Below are 20,777 nucleotides of genomic sequence, written 5' to 3' on the forward strand. Positions count from 1 at the left end.
GGCATCCGGCCTGAGCGCGGATCGGGCCCGGACGGCCCGGACGGCCCGGACGGCCCGCCGGCGCGCTGCGCGCCGCCGGGCCGTCCGGGAGGGAGGTCAGCCGGGTGTGTGGGCGGACTTGTCGGTCGCGGTGCCGTCCGCGGTGCCGTCCTCCGCCGGGCTCTCGGGCGCGGCGGGCTGCGGCGGAACGGGCGGGGTGCGGACCAGGAGGGCGAGCAGGACGGCCAGTCCGCCGAGCACGGCGCCGACGCCGAATCCCCACCGGATGCCCGCGGCGAGGGCGCCGGTGGCGTCGGCGCCGTCCGCCGCGGCCGTGGCGGCGCGTCCCGACATCACGCTGATGACCAGCGCGGTGCCGGCGGCGGCCGCGACCTGCTGGAGCGAGCCCAGGATGGCGGAGCCGTGCGGGTAGAGGTGCGGCGGAAGGACGGACAGGCCGGAGGTGAAGACGGGGGTGAAGACGAACGCCATGCCGGCGCTGAGCGCCACGTGGAGGGCGAGCACCAGCCACGGCGAGGTCTCTTCGCCCGTCAGGGCGAACAGACCGAGGCAGAGCGCCGTGAGCGCCGCTCCGGGCACGACCAGGCGGGGGGCGCCGAGCCGGTCGTAGAGCTTGCCGACCTGCGGTCCGAGCAGGCCCATGGTCAGGCCGCCGGGGATGAGGAGCAGGCCGGTCTGCAGCGAGGACAGGCCGCACACCTCCTGCAGATAGATCGGCAGCAGGATGAACGCACCCATGAGGGCCATGAAGGACAGGCACATCAGGGCGAGGGCCACGGAGAAGTGGCGGAAGGTCAGGGTCCGCAGGTCGAGCAGCGGCGTGGAGGAGCGCTGCAGGGACAGCTGCCGCCAGGCGAACAGGCCGACGAGGACGGCACCGACCAGGGTCGTGGCCGCCGGGGGCACGGGGGCCTGGGCCGCGTCCGCGGCGCCGAGCTCGCTCAGGCCGTAGACCAGCGCGCCGAAGCCCGCCGCCGCGAGGGGGACGGACAGCCAGTCGATCGGACCGGCCTGGGGCTCACCGATGTTGACCAGCCGGCTGCGGCCGAAGAGGGCCATGGCTCCGGCGATGGGCAGCACGGCCAGGAACAGCAGGCGCCAGGTGCCCAGTTGGAGCAGGACACCGGAGACGGCGGGGCCGAGGGCGGGGGCGACGGATATGACGAGCGTGATGTTGCCCATCACACGGCCGCGGTCCTGCGGCGGCACGAGGGTCATCAGCGTCGTCATGAGCAGCGGCATCATGACCGCCGTGCCGCAGGCCTGGATGACGCGGGCGGCCAGCAGGACGGGGAAGGCGGGCGCGGCCGCGGCCAGCGCCGTGCCGGCCAGGAACAGCGTCATGGCCAGGCCGAAGGCGGTCCGCGTCGTCACGCGCTGGAGGAACCAACCCGTCACGGGGATGACGACGGCCATGGTGAGCATGAAGGCCGTGGAGAGCCACCCCGCGGCTGCCGCGGTGACCTCGAACTCGCGCATCAGCCGCGGGATCGCGTTGACCATGATCGTCTCGTTGAGGAGGACGACGAACGTGGACAGCACGAGGATCCGCAGCACGGCCGTGACGCGGGCGGGTGAGAGGGTGGGGGTGGCGTGGGGTGCGAGCATGGTGCCTTCCGTCATGTGAGTGCCCTCCGCACGTGGCAGGTCACTCGGACAGACCTCGGCGCCGGGAAGAACTCATCGGTGTCCCCCGATCTTCTCGGTGCCGCCGTCCTGGCTCAACCGATTTTGCCGCTCCGGCAGCGGCTCGCGCGGCCGGTCCGCCCCGCCCGGACCCCGGGCGCGGAGCCCAGGCGCCGGGCACGCGGCTCGGGCCCCGGACGCCGAGTTCAGACGCCGGGCGGCACACGGCTCGGGCCCCGGAAACGTCGGCTCTCAGGCCCCGGGCGTCAGGCGCTTGGCGTCCACCTCGGCCCACACCGACTTGCCCCACGCGTGCTGCTCGACGCCCCACCGGTCGGTGACCCGCTCGACGATGAACAGGCCGTGGCCACCGGGCTGTGCCGGATGGTGCGACGGGCGCGGAGCGGGCAGGAGCGCGCCGTTGTCACTGACCTCGATCCGCAGGCGGGTGTCGTCGGCGTCGAGGACGAGCTCCAGCGCGCCTCCTCCGTGGGCCTCGGAGTTGGCGACGAGCTCGGCCACGACCAGCACCACGTCGCCCGCCGCGGCGGCGTCGGCGTCCACGGCGGTCCCGGACCCGAACCAGTCGGCGAGCGCCTCCACGGTGAAGGCCCGGGCCCGGCCGGCGGGCGAGGGGAGCCCCGCCAGGCGCAGCCGGCGACGGGCGCCGTCGGGGAAGGCCGGGCGCTCCCGGCCCGTCGGCCGGGAGCGACGGGCCGTCCCCGGCACCTCCCGGCACGCCTGGGCGTCGGCCCGCAGTGGTGCGCCGTCCCGGGCGCCCCCGCTGATGGTCATGTGCTGGGATCCCTTCGGCGTCGACGACGAGGCGAGGTGGCGGCGGGCTCGCGGGGAGCCCTTCACGCGGCGAGTGCGTCCGCCACCGAATCGTAGAGCGAGAACACGGTGTCGGCACCGGTCAACTCCAGAACCCGCATCACGGCGGGGGCCACCCCGGCCAGCCGCAGCTCCGTCCCGGCGGTGACCGCCGCCGCGCGGGTGCGCAGCAGCAGGTTCAGGCCCGAGGAGTCGCAGAAGCCGACCTGGGCGAGGTCGACGACGAGCACGGGCGGGTGCTCGTCGACGAGCTCGGTCAGGCCCTCCTGGACGGCCGCCAGCGTGTCGAAGTCGAGGTCACCGACGATCGTGCACACGGCCGCGCCCGTCTCGGTGTGGTGGGTTCGCAGCGTCACCGCGGCCTCGGCGCGCGGTGCCGCCGCCGGTGGCGTCTGTGCCCCGGGGGCGCCCGGTGCCGCGGTGTCCTGCCCGTTGTCGGCTCGCATCGTGATGGTGTTCTCCTTGGGTACGGACGGATAGGGGTCTACCCGCGCTCCGGACTCTGAACCGAGACGCCGACGAGGCAGGTGTCGTCGTCCGTGTCCGAGCCGCTGTAGCGCAGCAGGTGGTCCAGGCGCGCCTCGAGGGGGTTGGGGCGCTCCCCCGACTCGCTGTCGGCCCTCTCGGTCAGGGCGACCAGGTTCGCCAGGGAGGTCTGCAGCCCCTGGTCGCGGCGTTCGATGAGGCCGTCGGTGTACATCACGAGGATGTCGCCGGGCTGGAGGTGGACCTCGTCCTCGTCGTACTCGGCCTGTTCCAGCACGCCGAGGAGGATACCGCCGAGCTGGGGAAGGGCGGTGGCGCGCCCCTCGCGCAGCAGGACGGGGGGCAGGTGACCGGCGCGTGCCCAGCGCAGGCGGCGGGTCGCGGGGTCGTACAGCCCGCAGGCCGCCGTGGCCGTGAGGTTCTCGGTGAGCCGGTGCGTGATGCTGTTGAGCCAGGTCAGCATCTGCGCGGGGCCGGCGCCCGTGGCGGCCAGGCCCCGCAGGGCGTTGCGCAGCGCGACCATGCCGGTGGCCGCGTCGATGCCGTGGCCGGCGACGTCGCCCACGCAGAGCAGGACCTCGCCCGAGGGCAGGATCAGGGTGTCGTACCAGTCGCCGCCCACGAGGTGTTCCTTCTCGGCCGGCCGGTAGCGGACGGCCACCCGCAGGTCGTGGAGGTTCACGGTGCCGCGGCTCGGCGGCATGATGGCGTGCTGCAGCTGCAGGACCAAGCGGTTGCCCTCGGCTGCCTGCTGCTCGGTCTGGGCCAGCTGGTCCCGTGTCGCGGCGAGGGCCACTTCCGTCCAGTGCTGGGCGGAGATGTCCTGGTACGCTCCGCGGACGATCCGCAGGCCCGCGTCGGGGTCGCGCACCGGTTCGGCCACGATCCGGATGTGACGGGCGACGCCGTCGGGGCGCTGCAGCCGGAAGGCGGTCGACGCGGGGCGTTCGTGGTGCAGCAGGGTGCGCAGGAACCGGCCGATGCTGTGCTGGTCGTCGGGGTGAGCGTGCTCGGCGAGCTGGTTCAGCGGGATCGGCTGGGCGGTGGGCGGCAGGCCGTGCAGTTCGTAGACCGTCTCGTTCCAGGCGATCTGTCCGGTCTGCAGGTTCTCCTCGAAGCCGCCGATCCGTCCGAGCCGCTGCGCGTGCTGGAGCAGTCGCGCCACCCGGGGCGTGCCGTCGTCCAGGCGCCAGACGACCGCCAGGCTGTCGCCGTGCCGGCTGATGCTGACCCTGGCCCGTGCGCTGAGCGGGACTCCCTCGACCATCGCCGTGAGCTGCATATCGGCGGCGCGGAACGGTTCGCCGGTGACGAAGACGTGCTCGACCTTCTCCATGAGGCCGCCGGTCTCCGCCGCGAGCGGGTAGGCCTCGAGGAGCCGGGCACCCAGGACGGCGCCGGCGGGGCGGCCGGCGAAGTCGACGAAGGCCGGGTTGACGTACCGGATGGTGAACTCCAGCGGCAGCTCGGTGCTGTCGGGCGCCACCTGGAGGACGAGGCACGGGTCGGAGAGGCCGTCGACGAGCCGGCGGAGGTCCTCCAGCTGCGCGTCCGGTTCGGCCGGGTCGGCGGTGCCGCGGTCGGCCCAGGTCTCCAGGGTCGCCGCCGCGAGCTCCGCGAGGGCCTCGAACTGCCGCTCCAGGGACTGGGAGAGGGCGGGCAGCTCGTCCGGCCAGCAGATCTCCAGTGCGCCGGTGAGCCGTCCGCCGATGCCGGCCGGGACCGCCAGGCGTCCGCCGCGGACGTCGTGCTGCCCGATGGAGGGCAGGGCGGCCTCGGCCAGGGTGGCGTAGCCGACGGCGGCCCGCTCGTCGAGCGCCCGGCGGGCGGGCGTGGGCACGCCGGGCGGCACGTGCCGCCAGCGGGTGGCTTCCTGGGCGCTGAAGCCGGCGCTGCCGGCGAGGGACAGCGACTGGTCGGGGTGGGCCGCCCAGATGGCGACGGCGACCGCGCCGAGGGGGCGCAGCGCCTGTTCGAGCATCGAGCGGGCCGCCGCCGCGGTGTCCCCTCCCGTCAGGGCGTGCGCCTCGGCGCAGCGCAGGCGCAGGGCGGCGGAGTCGGCCGCGGGCTCGGCCGAGGAGCGGACGAACTCGCGGGCGATGGCGGAGATCCGGTCGGCGGCCGCGTGGTTGACGAGGTCGGCCGCGAGTTCGAGGACGGACACGTCGGCCTGGGCGGCCAGATCGGACAGCTGGACGGCGGCTTCGGCGGGACCGCAGCGCAGCCGCTCGATCAGCATGCCCACGGCCATCTCCACCAGGGCCCGTCCGGCGGCGTCCTCCTGGGCCCGCTGCAGCTCCTGCCGCAGGCGCTCGACGGTGGTCGCCAGCCGGCCGACGGCCGAGGCGTCCGCGCCGCGGCCGACGGCGGGTTCTCCGTCGTGGCCGGAGGCGGCGGCCGGCCGCGCGACCACGCCGCGCTGGGGCCCGACCCGGCGCCCGTCGGCGGCGGGGTCGGGGGCGGCCGCCACGCGGCCGCGCGGGCCGGGCGGCTGGGAGGACTGGTGCACGAAGGACGCTCCTCGGATCCGTGGGATGCTTGTCGCCGGCGTGCCCGCTACAGCGCCAGGTGGTGCTTGATGCGGCTGATCAGCTCCCCGGAGTCGACCGGCTTGGTGATGTAGTCGGTGGCTCCCGAGGCGAGGCTCTTCTCCCGGTCGCCGACCATCGCCTTCGCGGTGACCGCGATGATGGGCAGCCGGGCGTGTTCCGGCATCGACCGGATGGCGGCGGTGGCCGTGTAGCCGTCCATCTCGGGCATCATCACGTCCATCAGGATCACGTCGATCTCCGGGTGCGCCGCGAGGGCGTCGAGCGCCGCCCGCCCGTTCTCCGCCTGCATGACGCGCATCCCGTGCAGTTCGAGGATGCCGGTGATGGCGTACAGGTTGCGGTCGTCGTCGTCGACGACGAGGGCCGTCCGGCCCGCCAGCGACGCGTCCACGTCCGACTGCCACACGACGCTCGCGCCGTCCGTGCCGCGCACCAGGGGGACGACGTCCGCGGGGCGGTCGGCGCTCATGTGCAGGGCGATGCGTTCGCGCAGTTCGTCGAGGCTGGTGATCAGCTCCAGGAGCCGTGCGCCGTCCTGCCGCTTCAGCAGCCGTTCGTCCTCGGACGCGACGCCGCGGCTGGTGTGGACCAGGACGGGCACCGTCTGCAGCGCCGGGTCGCGCTCCATCCCCTCCAGGAGGGCGAGGGCGGCGCCGTCGGCGTCCAGTTCGAGGACGACGCAGTGGCAGGGGTGGGTGGCCAGGGTGGCCGCGGCCTCCTGGGCGCCGACCGCGGTGATGACCTCGACGCCGCGCTGACCGGGTGCCCCGGCCTGGCGGGGAAGGTCGCCGAGGGCGCTCTCGGCGACCAGCGTCAGCAGACCGTTGGGCCGGGCCTCGACCACGAGGAGGCGGCGCTGCTGTGCGGTCGGCGCGGCGCCCGCCGCGTCCTCGCCGGGCCGGTCGGCCGCCTCGATGGCGGCCTGCTCGCCCGAGCGCCGGGGCCGTACGGGCTCGGCCTCGGTGAAGTCCGTACGGGCCGCCGGCAGGTAGAGGGTGAAGGTGCTGCCCTTGCCCAGGGTGCTCTCGGCGGTGATGGCGCCGCCCAGGAGGTAGGCGATCTCGCGGCTGATGGACAGGCCGAGGCCGGTGCCGCCGTACTTGCGGTTGGTGGTGCCGTCGGCCTGCTGGAAGGCGCCGAAGACGGTCTCCAGGTGCTGGGGCGCGATGCCGATTCCGGTGTCGGTCACCCGGAACGCCAGGACCGGGCCGTCCCGGCGGACGATGTCGGGGATCCGGGACTCCTCGGCGGGCTCGATGTGCAGCTCGACGCCGCCCTGTTCGGTGAACTTGACCGCGTTGGACAGCAGATTGCGCAGGATCTGCCGCAGCCGGTAGTCGTCGGTGAGGAGCTCGTCCGGCACGTCCGGCGAGGTGCGGACGGTGAACGAGAGGTTCTTCTGGCCGGTCAGCGGACGGAAGGTGGCCTCGACGTAGTCGAGGAGCCCGGCCACGGGGACCGCCTCGGGGTTGACGTCCATCTTCCCGGCCTCGACCTTCGACAGGTCGAGGATGTCGTTGATCAGCTGCAGCAGGTCGGAGCCGGCCGAGTGGATGATGCCGGCGTACTCGACCTGCTTGGCGGTGAGGTTGCGGGTCGGGTTCTGGGCGAGCAGCTGAGCGAGGATGAGCAGGCTGTTGAGCGGGGTCCGCAGCTCGTGGCTCATGTTGGCCAGGAACTCGGACTTGTACTTCGACGCGAGCGAGAGCTGGTGCGCCCGCTCCTCCAGTTCCTGGCGGGCCTGCTCGATCTCCAGGTTCTTGGTCTCGATGTCGCGGTTCTGGGCCGCGAGCAGCGCCGCCTTGTCCTCCAGCTCGGCGTTGGAGCGCTGCAGTTCCTCCTGGCGGGCCTGGAGCTCCTGGGAGCGGGCCTGGAGTTCGGCGGTGAGGCGCTGGGACTCGCCGAGCAGTTCGTCAGTGCGGGCGTTGGCGACGATCGTGTTCACGTTCACCCCGATCGCCTCCATCAGCTGGTCGAGGAAGTCCCGGTGGATCTGCGTGAACCGGTGCACCGACGCCAGCTCGATGACGCCCAGGACCTGTTCCTCGACGACGATGGGCAGGACGATGAGCGACAGTGCCTCGGTCCGGCCGAGGCCGCCGGCCACCGGCAGGTAGCCGGCCGGCAGGTCGTCGACGGCGATGGGGCGCCTGCTGCGGGCGGCCTGGCCGACGAAGGACTCGCCGAGGCGGAAGCGGGTCGGCCGGGCGCCGTCCGGGAAGGCGTAGGAGGCGACGAGCTTGAGCACGGTGCCGTCCGCCGTGTCCTCGGCCAGGTAGAAGGCGCCGCACTGGGCGGAGACGAGCGGCGTGAGCTCGTCCATGATGGACTCGGCCACCACCGTGAGGTCGCGCCGGCCCTGCATCAGGGCCGTGATGCGGGCGAGGTTGGTCTTGAGCCAGTCCTGTTCCTCGTTGGCGCGCGTGGTCTGCCGCAGGGACTCCACCATGAAGTTGATGTTGTCCTTGAGGTCGGCGACCTCTCCGGAGGCGTCCACGGTGATCGAGCGGGTGAGGTCACCGGCCGCCACGGCGCTGGTGACCTCCGCGATCGCGCGGACCTGCCGGGTCAGGTTGCCCGCCAGTTCGTTGACGTTCTCCGTCAGGCGCTTCCACGTGCCGGAGACGCCCGCGACCTCGGCCTGTCCGCCGAGCCGTCCCTCGCTGCCGACCTCGCGGGCGACGCGGGTGACCTCGGCGGCGAACGAACTCAGCTGGTCCACCATCGTGTTGATGGTCGTCTTCAGCTCCAGGATCTCGCCCCGGGCGTCCACGTCGATCTTGCGGGTCAGGTCGCCGCGGGCCACCGCCGTGGTGACCTGGGCGATGTTGCGCACCTGACTGGTCAGGTTGTGCGCCATGAAGTTGACGTTGTCCGTGAGGTCCTTCCACGTCCCGGCCACGTTCGGCACGCGGGCCTGGCCGCCGAGGATGCCCTCGGTGCCGACCTCCCGGGCCACCCGGGTCACCTCGTCCGCGAACGCCGACAGGGTGTCCACCATGGTGTTGATCACGCCGGCGAGGGCGGCGACCTCGCCCTCCGCCTCGACCGTGATCTTCTGGGACAGGTCGCCGCGGGCGACGGCGGCGGCGACCTGGGCGATCGACCGGACCTGGCCGGTCAGGTTGAACGCCATCACGTTGACGTTGTCGGTCAGGTCCTTCCAGGTGCCGGAGACGCCCCGCACGGTGGCCTGGCCGCCGAGGTTGCCGGCGGTTCCGACCTCGCGGGCGACCCGGGTGACCTCGTCGGCGAAGGCGGACAGCTGGTCGACCATGGTGTTGATGGTGGTCTTCAGCTCCAGGATCTCGCCCCGGGCGTCCACGCGGATCTTCTGGGTCAGATCGCCCTTGGCCACCGCCGTGGTGACCTCGGCGATCGCCCGGACCTGGGCGGTGAGGTTGTCGGCCATCACGTTGACGGACTCGGTCAGGTCGCGCCAGGTGCCCGACACGCCCTTGACGTCGGCCTGCCCGCCGAGGATCCCCTCGGTGCCGACCTCCCGCGCCACCCGCGTCACCTCGCCGGCGAACGACCCGAGCTGGTCGACCATCGTGTTGATGGTCTCCTTCAGGCCGAGGATCTCGCCGCGGGCGTCCACCGTGATCTTCTGCGACAGGTCGCCCTCCGCCACGGCGGCGGCGACCTGGGCGATCGACCGGACCTGGCTGGTCAGGTTCCCGGCCATGAAGTTCACCGAGTCGGTCAGGTCGCGCCAGGTGCCCGACACGCCCTTGACGTCGGCCTGCCCGCCGAGGATCCCCTCGGTGCCGACCTCCCGCGCCACCCGCGTCACCTCGCCGGCGAACGACCCGAGCTGGTCGACCATCGTGTTGACGGTGTTCTTCAGCTCCAGGATCTCGCCGCGCGCGTCCACCGTGATCTTCTGTGACAGGTCGCCCTTGGCGACCGCGGTGGCGACCTGCGCGATGTCACGCACCTGAGTGGTCAGGTTGCCGGCCATCGCGTTGACGGAGTCCGTGAGGTCCGCCCAGGTGCCCGAGACGCCCGGCACCTGGGCCTGCCCGCCGAGCTGCCCCTCGGTGCCGACCTCCCGGGCCACCCGGGTGACCTCCGAGGTGAACAGCGACAGCTGGTCGACCATGCCGTTGAAGACCATGGCGATCTCGCCCAGCAGGCCGTCCGCGTCGGAGGGCAACCGGGTGCCGAAGTCACCGTCCCGTACGGCCGTCAGGCCGGCCAGCAGCAACCGCAGCTCGGACTCGCCGGCCGGAGCGGCGGCCGGGGACTCCGTGTCCTTGCCCGTCCGTGCGGTTCCGGGCGCTGTAGGGCCAGCCATCGAACGTCGCCTCCGTAGATCGCCGGGCCAGAGTCCCGGCACACCCGATCCTCCCCCGACCATCACCTGACATTCCGCCAGATGGCGGGGCGCGTACCGCCCCGGAGGCTACCCCACCGGTTGCACGGCCCCACACACTCGTCCCGACCGCCCCGGACGTCCCGCCGCGCGGCGCTCCGGAAGATCGGCGGCCCCCGGAGCGGTTGGGAACGCGAGGTCGGGATAGGCTGCACAGCTGGAAGACGTTGCCTGCCGGCCCGGCGAGCCGAAACGCCGACGGGCCGCCGGCGGATCGTGGAGGAGTCCGAGCGTAGATGACCCGCATCTGGTGGGCGGGCCCGGCGTGACGGCGTCAGCGAGGGCCGCGTTGGAGGTGAGCCCCTTGCCCGGTCGTTCCGGGATATGTGCCTGCGGTGAGATCAGCGAGGTCACCCGCGGGTCCTGGGAGGAGGCTCTGTCCGGCCTGGCGCGGCAGCACTCGGGCGTGTCCTACGTGGAGCTGTCGGACGTCTCCTTCGTGGACGTGGCCGGGGTGACGGCACTGGCCGTCACCGCCATGGGCCTGACCGAGGGGCGGGTGGTGGTGCAGCACCCGCCGCCCCAGCTCCCGCGCGTGCTGGAGATGTTCTGGCCGGACCTCCCGCAGATCGAGGTGGTGCGGCGATGAGCACCGTGAGCACCGACGAGCGGTTCGTGCACCCGGCGCTGTTCTACCGCACCGACGAGGAGTACACGCAGCAGACCGTGTCCTTCCTGCGGGAGGGCCTGGCGAGTGGTGAGCCGCTGGCCGTGGCGGTCCCCGGGCCCAACCTGGAGCTGATCCGGAAGGGCCTGGGCGCTCAGGCCGAAGGCGTTCTCTTCCTCGACATGACCGATGTGGGCCGTAACCCCGGGCGGATCATCCCCCGGGTGCTGCGCGGCTTCGCCGACGCCCACCCGCAGGGGCGGGTGCGGATCATCGGCGAGCCGATCTGGGCCGGGCGCAGCGCGGTGGAGTACCCGGCGTGCGCGCAGCACGAGGCGTTGATCAACGCGGCCTTCGAGGGCCGTGCGGTGACGATCCTGTGCCCGTACGACGAGGCGCGGCTGGATCCGAGGGTGATCGCCGACGCGCGCATGACCCACCCCACGCTCATCAGCGGTGGCCGGGAGGAGAACAGCGAGGCGTACGACTGGGAGGCGGTCGTCTCCCGGTACAACGAGCCGCTGTCGGCCGTGACGGAGGCCGCGGTCCTCGCCTTCGACGGCGACGACCTCCCGACGGCCCGCAGGTTCGCCGTCGCCCAGGCGGGACTGCTGGGGCTCGCGGGCCAGCGACTGGGCGATGCGGAGCTGGCCGTCGCCGAGCTGACGACGAACAGCGTGATCCACGGCGGCGGGCGCGGGACGCTGGCGCTGTGGAGCGAGGCCGGGCAGCTCGTGTGCGAGGTGCGCGACGCAGGACGGCTGTCCGATCCCCTGGCGGGCCGCCGGCCCCCGCAGCCGGGGCAGATCGGCGGCCGGGGCCTGATGCTGGTGCACTACGTGTCCGACCTGGTGCGCGTGCACACCGGCGACGACGGCACGACGGTGCGCTTCTATCTGAGCCTGTAGCGGCCGGCGGGGCGCGCGCACGATCGCGCGGGGCCCGCTGTCCGGCGGGAAGGGCGCTCCTCGTCCAACCCTGGCGCCGGGTCGGGGCCGGGGCCTGCCGGTGCGCGACTCGGACGGCGACGGTCGCCCGGCGGACGGACGGTCGCCCCGGGGGCACGGACCGGGCGTCGGCAGCACGGGAGGCGGCCGGAGCCGGGATGCCGGCCCGGAGCGGGCCACCGCCTGCCGACCGATGAGTACGGGCCACGGCCTGCCCGCCGATCACGAGCCCGCGGCACAACCGGGCAGGAGCCACCGCTTGCCCGCGAACACGAGCCCCCGGCACAACCGGGCCGAAGCCACCGCCTCCCCACCGAACACGAACCCCCGGCACAGCCCGGCCGAAGCCACCGCCTCCCCACCGAACACGAATTCCCGGCACAGCCCGGCAGGAGCCGCGGTCTGGCGGCCGATGAGTACGGGCCACGGTGCCGGTCTACCCTTCGGCCCATCTCAGACAAGGAGCGGTGGATGACCGGCGCGACGCCTCCTCTCGACCTCATGCCCCAGGCCCGGATCGTGGCCCGTCTCGCGGCGGGTGTCCCCGACGCGCGGCTCGACGACCCGACGCCCTGCCCCGACTACACGGTGCGCGACCTGCTCGGCCACATCTCCGGACTGGCCGTCGCCTTCCGCGACGCCGCCCGCAAGGACCTGGGCCCCACGACGGACACCGCGCCCGACTCCGAGGCGCCGTCGCTCTCCGACGCCTGGCGCGAGGAACTCCCCCGGGTCCTCGGCGAGCTGGCCGAAGCGTGGCGGCAGCCGGACGCGTGGGCCGGGATGACCCGCGCCGGTGGCGTGGACCTGCCCGGTGAGGTCGCCGGTGCGGTGGCGGCCGACGAGCTGGTCGTGCACGGCTGGGACCTGGCCCGGGCGACCGGACTGCCCTACGCGCCCGACGGGGCCGCTCTGCGCGCCTCCTACGCCTTCCTGCGGGCGTCCGAGGACGACGAGAGCCGCGGCGACATCTTCGGGCCCGTCGTCCCCGTACCGGAGGATGCCCCGCTCCTCGACCGGACGGTCGGGCTCAGCGGCCGCGACCCGGGCTGGACGCCGCCGACGCCGGGGTGACGGGACCGGCACCATGCGAGGAGGGCCCGGACTCGACGAGTCCGGGCCCTCCTCGCAGTGCCTCACGCGCGCGTGCGCGGGCTCAGGAGCCTTCACACCACCGGGCCCCCGAAGGGGCCGCCCATGCCGTAGTAGGACCCCAGATCCTGGCGGTATTCGGGATCGTGCAGATGCTTCTCGCGGACGAACTCGGGGGCGTCCTTGATCTGCTCCTTGGTCCGGTCGACGTAGACCTTCTGCTCGTCCACGTCGATGCGCACCACGGCGCCGGCCGGCAGCAGGACCTCCTTGCCGAAGATCCAGACCCCGGTGTCCACGACCAGATAGGCGTCCCCGGCCTCGTCGGAGTGCTTGTCCACCTTGCCGATGCTGCCGTCGACCGCCTCGACCTTGTAGCCGGTCAGGTCGGTGCCGGCCAGGTGACCCGCGGTCGACTTGTAGCTCCAGACGTGCTCAGTCACGCGAAACAACTCCTCCGGTAGCAAGGACGGCGTGCCCTTCGCAGCGGGTGTCTCCCGCCTGGACTCCGCCTGCCCCGAGCCCGGCGACGCATTCCCCCGCCCCGCCGCATGCGTGAAATCCGCGTCTGGGGTTACGAGCGGAGGAACGGCGCCGGACAGGCCCGCCGCGCACTCGGCGCGGCGGGCGGAGCAACGCATGCCAAGGAGGAACCGATGCTGGACAGCTGGCGCGCACGTGCGGCCTGCCAGGATGTCGACCCCGACCTCTTCTTCCCCGTGGGGACCGGCGCACCGGCGCTGATCCAGGCCGAGGAGGCCAAGGAGGTCTGCGGGCGCTGCCCGGTGCGCGAGGAATGCCTGCGCTGGGCCATGGACGACTCCCGTCAGGTGACGGGCGTGTGGGGCGGCCTGCGTGAGGACGAGCGGCAGGCGCTGAAGCGGAAGTGGCGTCGCCGGGCGGACCACACGTGATGAGAGGCCACAGACGGACGGACGGACGGAACGGCCTCACCGCAAGGAGTCGGTGAGGCCGTTCCGTGTGCGGGCGGCGTCCGGCCCTGTCGGTGGCACCGGTCCGCGCCGACGAGCGGACCGGTGCCTGCGGCCCGGTCCGTGCCCACGCACGGGACCGTGCCTACGACCGGTCGAGCATGCCCTTGCGCAGGCGGGCCAGATTGCGGGAGAGCAGCCGGGAGACGTGCATCTGGGAGATGCCGAGCTCGTTGCCGATCTCCGACTGCGTCATCTCCTCGACGAAACGCAGATGCAGGATCCTGCGGCTGCGCTCGTCCAGTTCGACGAGCAGCGGAGCGAGGGTGTGGAAGTCCTCGAAGAGTTCGAGCGCCGGGTCCTCCACCCCGATGAACTCGGCGAGCGCCGCGGCGTCGTCCTCTCCGTCCGGGCCGATGGCGGCGTCGAGCGACGCGGAGTTGTATCCGTTGGCGGCGATCCGCGCCTCTATCACCTCGTCCTCGGAGAGGTTCATCAGGCCGGCCAGCTCCGCCACCGTCGGCGAGCGGCCGAGGCGGGAGCTCAGCTCCTCCGTCGCCTTGGCCAGTTCCACCCGGGCCTCCTGCAGACGGCGCGGCACGTGGACCGCCCAGGAGGTGTCACGGAAGAAGCGCTTGATCTCGCCGACGATGTAGGGGACGGCGAAGCTGGTGAACTCCACCTCGCGGGAGAGGTCGAACCGGTCGATGGCCTTGATCAGGCCGATGGTGCCGACCTGGACGATGTCCTCCATCTCGTCGCCACGGGTGCCGCGGAACCGGCCGGCGGCGTAGCGGACGAGCGACATGTTCATCTCGATCAGCGTGTTGCGGACGTACTGATACTCATGGGTCCCCTCCTCCACCACCGCCAGCTTGTCGAAGAAGACCTTCGACAGCTCGCGCGCGTCCTTCGGAGCGACCTTGCGGGGAGATTCGAGTACGGGCAGGTCCTCCATACCCGTCTCGACACCAGCCCTCGTCTGCGTCGTCACCTCGGTCGGCACTGTGATGACCTTCTCTCGTCCGTCGGTAGCGGTTGCCCCGTGAGAGGTTCGCTTACCCCCGCTTCCGCAGCTCATGTCAGAAATTTTTCGAGGGTTTGGTGTCGCGGTTCGGGGTCAGGCGTCTTTGCGAGAGATTGCCGAGCGGACAAGGAGTGATCGACTGTGTCCGGTGAGCAGAAGAGCAAGGCCAAGACCGAGCAGGCCAAGGGCAAGATCAAGGAAGCGGCCGGGCGGCTGACCGGTGACGAGCGCCTCGAGGCCGAGGGCCGGGGCGAGCAGGTCAAGGGCGACGCGCGCGATGCTAAGGAGAAGGCGAAGGACGTGTTCAAGCACTGAGGCACGGCCCTCGTCCGGCGGCGAAGGGGCGGCTCCGCGACAGCGGGCCGCCCCTTCGCCGTGCCCCTCGCGGCGCGGGCGTGACGTGGGCGGGCGGCCCCTCGGCGCCGGAACGGCGGAAGCCCCCTTGGACTCCAAGGGGGCTTCCGCCGTTCCGGGCGCCGCGCCGGGTCAGGCGCGGAGCAGCCGTTCGGTCACCTCGCGGTAGGTCCTCAGGGTGAGCCGTAGCTGCTCGGTGTCGGGACCCGGGCCGTCCGGGTCGCCGTTCTCCTGCCAGCCCGCCCGCAGCGCGGCGCGTCGGTCCCTGAGGGAGGCGATGAGCTGTCGCTCCGCCGTTTCGAGGACCTCGGCCGCCTCGGCGACCGAGTCGCGCGGCGAGTCGACGAACGCCGTGAGCGCGTGGTGCAGGCGCTCGCCGAGACGGTCGCGTTCGCCGTCGCCGAGCAGCGGGCCGGCCGGGCCGGCGCCGGCGGCGGGCCCGTGTCCCGGGCTCCGGCCGTCGTCGGGGGCGGGCCCGTCGCCCGGCCGGTCCGCCGTGTCCCGTCCGCGCGGTGCGGCGGGGGTCACGGCGGGAGCGTGGGTGCGGCTCCCGCCGCTCCGGCCCGTGGCACTGGGGTCCTCGGACGGGACTGCGGACTGCGGCGCCTGGGACAGCGGTATCGCCGGCGGCGGGGCGGGCGTGGGCGGCGGGGGCGGCGCGCCGACCGGGGGCCCGGCCACCGGCGGTGCGGTGGCCGGCGGTGCGGTGGCCGGCGGTGCGGTGGCGGATGGCGCGGTGGCGGGTGGCGCGGGAGGGCCGGTCGGGGCGGTCGCGGCGGGCCGGGCGGTCGCGGCGGGCCGGGCGGGCGCGGTGGCGGAGCGGGCTGTCCCGCTTCCGGCGGGCGCCGGGCCGCCGGTGCCCGCGGCCATGCCCGTCGGTCCTGCCGCTCCCGGGGGCTTCGGCGGGGCCGGTGCGCGCCGCGCGTGTCCCTCGGCCCCGCCCGGTGTCCGCCGGTTCGGATGCTTCTGTGCCATCACGCACCACTTCCCTTCGGCTTGAGGAGATGTCCGCGGCGGTGTCGCCCGGACTCCGCGCCGGCCCGGTCGGGTCGGTCACCGGTCCGGGTCGCGGCCGCCGTCAGCTCCTCGAACAGGGGGCGTACGTGGAGCAGGGCCGCCCGCAGCTCCTCGGTGGAGGCGGACGGGGACTGCGCCGTGCGGCGGAGGGTGCGCAGGCTCTCCACGTGGTGCGGGTGGTGCACCGAGAGGGCGGCGAGCTGCTCCTCGCGCGCGTCGGGCTCCGGGAAGCCCCGGGTGGCGGCGATCCGGGCGAGGAGCTCGTCGGCGTCGGCGACGGCCTGCCGCGGCGCGTCGACGAAGCGCTCCTGGAGCATGGTCCATTGAGCGGCGTAGTGCTCGCGGACGGCGTGCTCCAGCGGCAGCGGGCGGACTCCGCCGTACCGTTCGAGCCGCTCGCGCAGGTCGTGATGGGCGGACTCGGTGTGGCCGCCGTGCCGTTCGAGGGCGCGGTCGTACTCGGGGCCGAAGCGTCGTCTGAGGGAGCGGGTGCCGCTGCCCGTGCCCGAGCGGGCCCGGAGCAGGACAGCGGCCGCCACGAGCGCGGCGACCGTCGCCCCGATGATGAGAACTGCGGTCAGGGTCGACATGACTGCCTTCCTGGAGGGGGACTCCGGCTGGCTGTTCGTCAGGGTGTGCGAGGCGCCTCTAAATTCGGCTTGCCGCATCTCGGAGTGTCAAACCCCGGTCGCTCGGCGTCGTAGCCTTGTCCGCGTCGCGGCCGGTCGTCGCGGGCGGCCGGGCGGACCGGTCGTCGTCGCGGGGTAGGAGAGCAGCATGGACAGCACCCACACCCTCTGGGTCGTCGTGGCCGTGGTTCTCCTGGTCGCGGTGGCGGCATGCGCGGCCGTGCTGCTCGTACGGGTCTTCCGGGCGCGCCGGCTGCTGCTGGACGCCGGTGTCCCGTTGCGGTCCAAGGCCCTGTTCTGGGCGGCGGTCGCGTACACGGTCTCGCCGGTCGACCTCATCCCCGACCCGGTGTATCTGGACGACATCGGCGTGCTCCTGATCGCCCTGCGTGCGCTGCACGCGGCGGCCGCCGGGGCTCTGCCGGGCGGCCGCACCGCGAGTGCCCCGGGGCGGGCGCCGGAGGCGTAGGTCACCGGGGCCTCGGCCTCCGCGCCGAGGGGCACCACGGCGGGGCCGGGCCGCCGTCGGGCCGAACTCGTCATCTTCCGGCCCGGGTCGTGGAGTTGACGGCCAGAGACCAGTCGGGGGCCGCGGAGCAACGGCACGGCCACTGCGGGACGGACGTGGCCGCGCGGTGCCCTCGGATCGCGAGGGCACGTCCGCGCGGCTCGGGGTGGTCAGGCCGTGGTGCGGCCCTGGAGCGCCTTCTCGGCTGGTGGTCGCGGGGGCGGCGCGGGCGGGCCGGGAGGTGGCGTGCGCGGTCGGCACGGCCGAGGAGGGCGGTGAGGAGGACCGCCGTCAGGGTGCCGGCGACGACACCGCTGCTCAGGACCGTACGGGCCCAGGTAGGGAAACCGGCGTACAGGCCGGGAGCGAGCAGCGGCAGCAGTCCCGCGGCGAGCGCGAGCGCGGCCGTCAGGGTGCCGGTGCCCGTGCCGGACAGGTCGGCCCGGCGGAGCATCTCCACGCCCATCACGGCGATGACGGCGTAGACCACGAGCGAGGAGCCGCCCACGACGGCCCCGGGTATCCGGGCCAGCGCCCGGGAGACGGGCGTGGCCAGGCCGAGGGCGACGAGGAGTGCTCCGGCGGCGGCGGTCACGAAGCGGCTGCGGACGCCGGTGAGCCGGCCGATGCCGATGTTCTCGGCGCTGGTGACCATGAGGGACGTGCCGAAGAGTCCGCCGGCCAGGGACACGAGGGCGTCGGCGCGGGCGACGCGCGGGACGTCCCTCGCGGGGGCGGGCGTCCGGCCGGCGGTCTCGCTGTTCAGGACGGTCTGTCCGGTGATCTCGGCCAGTGTGGTGAGGCTGAACAGCAGCAGCGGAAGGGCGGCCGGAAGGTCGAACCGCGGTGCCCCGAAGGGCAGCGGCGCGGGCAGCGCGAAACCGCTGCCGGCCACCGGGGCCAGGGAACCGAGGCCGGTCGCCACCGCGACGGCCGTGCCCGCCGCCATCCCGATGAGGACGGCGGTCTGGCGCCAGACTCCGCGCAGGAGCACGTACGCGGCGACGGTCGCCGCGACCGTGAGCCCCGCGAGGACCACCGCGCGCGGCTCGCCGGTGCCGTCCGGCCCGGTGACCAGTCCGGCGGCCGCCCGGATCATCGCGATCCCGATGAGCAGCACGGTCACGCCCATGACCAGGGGCGGGAAGAGCCGTACGACGCGGGCGTACAGCGGCAGCACCGAGAGCAGCAGGAGGGCCGCCATGAGCACGGCTCCGGTGGCGGCCGGTGCCCCGTGGTCCTGCGCGATCTGGAGGAAGAGGGCGGTCGCCGCGCCGCCGGGCAGCATCACGAACGGCAGTCGGCCGCCGATCCGCCACACGCCGAGGGACTGCAGCAGCGCGCCCGCGCCGCACAGCAGCAGTACGGCGCTGAGCAGCGACGCGGTCGCGCCGGGCGGCATCTCCAGGGTGCCGGCGACGAGGAAGACGGTGGCGACCGGGGCCGCGATCATCGCCAGCACGTGCTGGACCGCCAGCGGCAGCAGCCGGCGGACCGGCAGCCGGGCGTCGACGGGTTCGGGTTCGGGCGGGTGACCGCCGGCGGAGGGAGCGGGGGCGGCACCAGAGGGGGTGGGGTCGGTGCCGGCGCGGGCGGGGTCGGTGCCGGCGCGGGCGGGGTCGGTGCCGGCGCGGGCGGGGTCGGTGCCGGCGGGCGCCGCGGGCCGGGGGGAGGCCGGCCGGGAGCCGGGGGTGGTCGTCATGACGCCGCCGCCGGGAGCCAGGGGATGTCGGCCGCGGCGTAACGGTAGGCGCGGAAGACGGCGTTGGGTTCGGACGGGAAGAGGCCCCGGACCTCGCTCTCGCCGTATCCGGCGAAGTACGGGACGACGTACTCCCAGCACAGGTATCCCTCCCGCGTCACCTCGAAGAGCCGCCCGGACGGGGAGTCGGTGACGAGGGTGTTGCCGTTCGGCAGGCGCTGCGCGGAGCCCATGAACGGCGCGAAGAAGAACTCGCGGGCCGGGTCGTGGTACTCCCACGCGATGGCACCGTCGGCCCGGTCGATCTCGATGACGCGGGAGTGGGGGACGTCGTGGCCGGGCCGGAAGACGCCGTTGTCGAAGACGAGCAGGCGGCCGTCGTCGAGTTCGGTGGGCGCGTGCTGCTGGCTGACCGTGCCGGGGCTGCTGCGCCAGAGGATCTCGCCGGTGTCGCGGCTGATGACGACGACGGCCGAGACGCTGCGGAGGCTGGCGAGGACGTTGCCGTCGCGCAGGGGCGTGACGCTGTTGACCAGGGGCCAGTGCTCGCGGGCGTACGCCTCGTGCAGGGCGAAGGTCTCGCGGTCGAGGTTCTCGGAGGCGCGCCAGGACCACAGGAGTTCACCGTCCGGGCCGACCTCCTTGATGGTGTCGGCCCAGACGACGCCGCCCGGCGCCTCGGAGCCGGGCACTCCGCCCCGTACCCCGGCGGCATCGGCCCCGGTCAGGGGTTCCAGGGCGGTGTAGAGGATGCGGCCGTCGTCGAGGTGGTGGGCGTCGTGGTGCTGGAGGGGGTCGCGGTGCTCCCGGAGCACGGTGCCGTCGGGGGCGGCGTGGAGCATGACACCGCCGCGGTACTTGTGCCACATGGGGAAGAGGGCCTTCTCCCCCGGCAGTACGCCGTTGTAGGCGAGGGTTCCGCCGGTGAGCAGCCGGGCGTGGCGGCCGGGGCGGTAGGGGAGGTTCCACTGGTGGACGGTGCGGCCGTGGAGATCGACGAGGTAGACCTCGCCGCTGCCGGTGAGCGGGGCGTAGAGGGTGGGTCCGTCGAACGCGGCGGTCTCGTCGACGGCGATGAGGCCGGTCGGTCGTCGGCGGCGTGAGTTCTGGTCGATCGCGGGCATGCCGGTACTCCTTCTCGTCGTCAAACTTTCTTTGATGAGAACAACCGGCTTTGACGTTAGGGGCGTGGTGTGACGGGCGTGTGTCAGCCGTACGAAACCGTGCCCTGGTCCTCCTCGCGGGCCGCGTAGGGTGCCGTCAGGTGCGATCGGGCGCGGCGCCGCGGGGCGGGGCGGGGCGGGGAAGGGCGGGAACTCATGGAGGCTGCGGACACACCGCGGGTGGGCGCCGCCGTACGCCGCCGACGCCGCGCGCTCGGTCTGACGCTCGCCGAGGTGGCCCGGCGCAGCGGGCTCTCGTCCCCGTTCCTCAGCCAGATCGAGAACGACCGGGCGCGCCCCGGTCTGCGCTCGCTCCAGCGGATCGCGGACGCCCTCGGCACGACGGCGGTGCGGTTGCTCGCGGCGTCCGCCGAGGCCCGCACGGTCGACGTGGTGCGCGCCGGCGACGACGGCGGCCTCGACCGTGCGGCCCGCGTGCGGCCCGTGGTGCGCGGCCGCCACCAGTTGCACGCGCTGGAGTTCACCGGCGCGCACGAGGCGGACCGCGAGTTCCGGCACCGTCACGACGAGCTGATGTACGTGGCCGACGGCGCGGTGGAGGTGGAGGCCGACGGCCGGGTCCACCGCCTGGGGCCCGGCGACACGCTCCTGCTGTCGGGCGGCGTCCGCCACCGCTGGCGCACGACGGATCCCCGGTCGCGGGTCCTGGTGGTGGCGATCGGGGACCACGTGGAGGTCGGGGAGAGCTGACAGGCCGGGCCGGCGGCCGTCGGTGCGGCCGGTGGTCACCTGGCAGCGCTGACGGGCCGGTCGGGCGAGGCCGCCCGCGCCGAGCGGGAGTTCGACGTCGCGCGGCGCGGTGTCGGACTGCCCGCCGAACGCCCCCTGCTGCGGGGCGTCCTCGACGGCCTCGCGGGCGACGGCCTCCTGGCGTGTCCGGCCCGCCGTCCCGGGCCGCTGCT

At 73.8% G+C, this 20,777-nt stretch carries 18 protein-coding genes; 7 read left to right on the plus strand and 11 right to left on the minus strand.

What is annotated here, in order from left to right:
• Positions 1-96: 96 nt before the first annotated feature.
• From ABD954_RS01460 to ABD954_RS01480, 5 genes are all read right to left on the minus strand, one after another.
• Complete coding sequence (locus tag ABD954_RS01460; RefSeq protein ID WP_345483873.1) at positions 97-1,623, minus strand: DHA2 family efflux MFS transporter permease subunit; 1,527 nt, start codon at positions 1,621-1,623, stop codon at positions 97-99.
• 255 nt (positions 1,624-1,878) lie between these two features.
• Complete coding sequence (locus ABD954_RS01465) at positions 1,879-2,421, minus strand: ATP-binding protein (protein ID WP_345483874.1); 543 nt, start codon at positions 2,419-2,421, stop codon at positions 1,879-1,881.
• 62 nt (positions 2,422-2,483) lie between these two features.
• Positions 2,484-2,906 (minus strand): STAS domain-containing protein, encoded by a 423-nt coding sequence (locus ABD954_RS01470; RefSeq protein ID WP_345483875.1) that lies wholly within the window; start codon positions 2,904-2,906, stop codon positions 2,484-2,486.
• Positions 2,907-2,944: 38 nt separating this feature from the next.
• Positions 2,945-5,455 carry a SpoIIE family protein phosphatase gene (locus ABD954_RS01475; RefSeq protein WP_345483876.1) on the minus strand — a complete coding sequence of 837 codons (2,511 nt, stop codon included), beginning with the start codon at positions 5,453-5,455 and terminating at the stop codon, positions 2,945-2,947.
• A 47-nt stretch (positions 5,456-5,502) separates the two neighbouring features.
• Complete coding sequence (locus ABD954_RS01480; protein WP_345483877.1) at positions 5,503-9,798, minus strand: HAMP domain-containing protein; 4,296 nt, start codon at positions 9,796-9,798, stop codon at positions 5,503-5,505.
• A gap of 373 nt (positions 9,799-10,171) precedes the next feature.
• Here ABD954_RS01480 and ABD954_RS01485 point away from each other — a divergent pair, with 373 nt between their 5' ends.
• The 3 genes from ABD954_RS01485 to ABD954_RS01495 all read left to right on the plus strand — a co-directional run bounded on the left by ABD954_RS01485 (position 10,172) and on the right by ABD954_RS01495 (position 12,504).
• On the plus strand, positions 10,172-10,465 hold the full coding sequence (locus ABD954_RS01485; protein ID WP_382746082.1) for an STAS domain-containing protein: 294 nt from the start codon (positions 10,172-10,174) through the stop codon (positions 10,463-10,465).
• Positions 10,462-11,391 (plus strand): anti-sigma factor RsbA family regulatory protein, encoded by a 930-nt coding sequence (locus tag ABD954_RS01490; RefSeq protein ID WP_345483879.1) that lies wholly within the window; start codon positions 10,462-10,464, stop codon positions 11,389-11,391. Before ABD954_RS01485 ends, ABD954_RS01490 begins: the two co-directional genes overlap by 4 nt.
• A 510-nt stretch (positions 11,392-11,901) precedes the next feature.
• Positions 11,902-12,504: a TIGR03086 family metal-binding protein gene (locus ABD954_RS01495; protein WP_345483880.1), complete on the plus strand. Its 603-nt coding sequence runs from the start codon at positions 11,902-11,904 to the stop codon at positions 12,502-12,504.
• 92 nt (positions 12,505-12,596) lie between these two features.
• Here ABD954_RS01495 and ABD954_RS01500 read toward each other — a convergent pair whose 3' ends face one another.
• On the minus strand, positions 12,597-12,965 hold the full coding sequence (locus tag ABD954_RS01500; RefSeq protein WP_345483881.1) for a PRC-barrel domain-containing protein: 369 nt from the start codon (positions 12,963-12,965) through the stop codon (positions 12,597-12,599).
• Between the two features lie 213 nt (positions 12,966-13,178).
• Between ABD954_RS01500 and ABD954_RS01505 the strand changes: the two genes are divergently transcribed.
• Positions 13,179-13,436, plus strand: a complete 258-nt coding sequence (locus tag ABD954_RS01505) for a WhiB family transcriptional regulator (protein ID WP_382746080.1) — start codon at positions 13,179-13,181, stop codon at positions 13,434-13,436.
• Between the two features lie 163 nt (positions 13,437-13,599).
• On the opposite strand, the gene ABD954_RS01510 is transcribed toward ABD954_RS01505, so the two are convergent.
• Positions 13,600-14,412 (minus strand): RNA polymerase sigma factor SigF, encoded by an 813-nt coding sequence (locus ABD954_RS01510; protein WP_345491885.1) that lies wholly within the window; start codon positions 14,410-14,412, stop codon positions 13,600-13,602.
• Positions 14,413-14,622: 210 nt separating this feature from the next.
• On the opposite strand from ABD954_RS01510, the gene ABD954_RS01515 reads away from it, so the two are divergent.
• Positions 14,623-14,796, plus strand: a complete 174-nt coding sequence (locus ABD954_RS01515; RefSeq protein ID WP_345483882.1) for a CsbD family protein — start codon at positions 14,623-14,625, stop codon at positions 14,794-14,796.
• 171 nt (positions 14,797-14,967) lie between these two features.
• Here the strand turns inward: ABD954_RS01515 and ABD954_RS01520 are convergent, their stop codons facing one another.
• Positions 14,968-15,363 carry a hypothetical protein gene (locus tag ABD954_RS01520; protein ID WP_345483883.1) on the minus strand — a complete coding sequence of 132 codons (396 nt, stop codon included), beginning with the start codon at positions 15,361-15,363 and terminating at the stop codon, positions 14,968-14,970.
• Positions 15,364-15,809: 446 nt separating this feature from the next.
• The gene (locus tag ABD954_RS01525; protein WP_345483884.1) at positions 15,810-16,442 is read right to left on the minus strand and encodes a hypothetical protein; all 633 of its coding nucleotides are present in this window, start codon (positions 16,440-16,442) and stop codon (positions 15,810-15,812) included.
• 187 nt (positions 16,443-16,629) lie between these two features.
• Between ABD954_RS01525 and ABD954_RS01530 the strand changes: the two genes are divergently transcribed.
• Positions 16,630-16,950, plus strand: coding sequence for a YkvA family protein (locus ABD954_RS01530; protein ID WP_345483885.1), 321 nt, complete (start codon positions 16,630-16,632; stop codon positions 16,948-16,950).
• A 70-nt stretch (positions 16,951-17,020) separates the two neighbouring features.
• On the opposite strand, the gene ABD954_RS01535 is transcribed toward ABD954_RS01530, so the two are convergent.
• A complete protein-coding gene (locus ABD954_RS01535; protein ID WP_345483886.1) occupies positions 17,021-18,691 on the minus strand; it encodes a uracil-xanthine permease family protein in 1,671 nt (556 codons plus the stop codon).
• Positions 18,688-19,815, minus strand: a complete 1,128-nt coding sequence (locus ABD954_RS01540; protein ID WP_345483887.1) for an arylsulfotransferase family protein — start codon at positions 19,813-19,815, stop codon at positions 18,688-18,690. Before ABD954_RS01540 ends, ABD954_RS01535 begins: the two co-directional genes overlap by 4 nt.
• A gap of 195 nt (positions 19,816-20,010) precedes the next feature.
• Here ABD954_RS01540 and ABD954_RS01545 point away from each other — a divergent pair, with 195 nt between their 5' ends.
• Positions 20,011-20,565 carry a helix-turn-helix domain-containing protein gene (locus ABD954_RS01545; RefSeq protein ID WP_345483888.1) on the plus strand — a complete coding sequence of 185 codons (555 nt, stop codon included), beginning with the start codon at positions 20,011-20,013 and terminating at the stop codon, positions 20,563-20,565.
• Positions 20,566-20,777 lie beyond the last annotated feature (212 nt).

This window comes from Streptomyces roseoviridis, from assembly GCF_039535235.1.
GTDB lineage: Bacteria > Actinomycetota > Actinomycetes > Streptomycetales > Streptomycetaceae > Streptomyces > Streptomyces roseoviridis.

Bases quoted from the DNA above. Each gene is read 5' to 3' on its own strand.
- ABD954_RS01460 (WP_345483873.1), bottom strand. From the start codon at position 1,623: ATGACGGAAGGCACCATGCTCGCACCCCACGCCACCCCCACCCTCTCA.
- ABD954_RS01465 (WP_345483874.1), bottom strand. From the start codon at position 2,421: ATGACCATCAGCGGGGGCGCCCGGGACGGCGCACCACTGCGGGCCGAC.
- ABD954_RS01470 (WP_345483875.1), bottom strand. From the start codon at position 2,906: ATGCGAGCCGACAACGGGCAGGACACCGCGGCACCGGGCGCCCCCGGG.
- ABD954_RS01480 (WP_345483877.1), bottom strand. From the start codon at position 9,798: ATGGCTGGCCCTACAGCGCCCGGAACCGCACGGACGGGCAAGGACACG.
- ABD954_RS01490 (WP_345483879.1), top strand. From the start codon at position 10,462: ATGAGCACCGTGAGCACCGACGAGCGGTTCGTGCACCCGGCGCTGTTC.
- ABD954_RS01495 (WP_345483880.1), top strand. From the start codon at position 11,902: ATGACCGGCGCGACGCCTCCTCTCGACCTCATGCCCCAGGCCCGGATC.
- ABD954_RS01505 (WP_382746080.1), top strand. From the start codon at position 13,179: ATGCTGGACAGCTGGCGCGCACGTGCGGCCTGCCAGGATGTCGACCCC.
- ABD954_RS01510 (WP_345491885.1), bottom strand. From the start codon at position 14,412: ATGGAGGACCTGCCCGTACTCGAATCTCCCCGCAAGGTCGCTCCGAAG.
- ABD954_RS01525 (WP_345483884.1), bottom strand. From the start codon at position 16,442: ATGTCGACCCTGACCGCAGTTCTCATCATCGGGGCGACGGTCGCCGCG.
- ABD954_RS01530 (WP_345483885.1), top strand. From the start codon at position 16,630: ATGGACAGCACCCACACCCTCTGGGTCGTCGTGGCCGTGGTTCTCCTG.
- ABD954_RS01535 (WP_345483886.1), bottom strand. From the start codon at position 18,691: ATGACGACCACCCCCGGCTCCCGGCCGGCCTCCCCCCGGCCCGCGGCG.
- ABD954_RS01540 (WP_345483887.1), bottom strand. From the start codon at position 19,815: ATGCCCGCGATCGACCAGAACTCACGCCGCCGACGACCGACCGGCCTC.
- ABD954_RS01545 (WP_345483888.1), top strand. From the start codon at position 20,011: ATGGAGGCTGCGGACACACCGCGGGTGGGCGCCGCCGTACGCCGCCGA.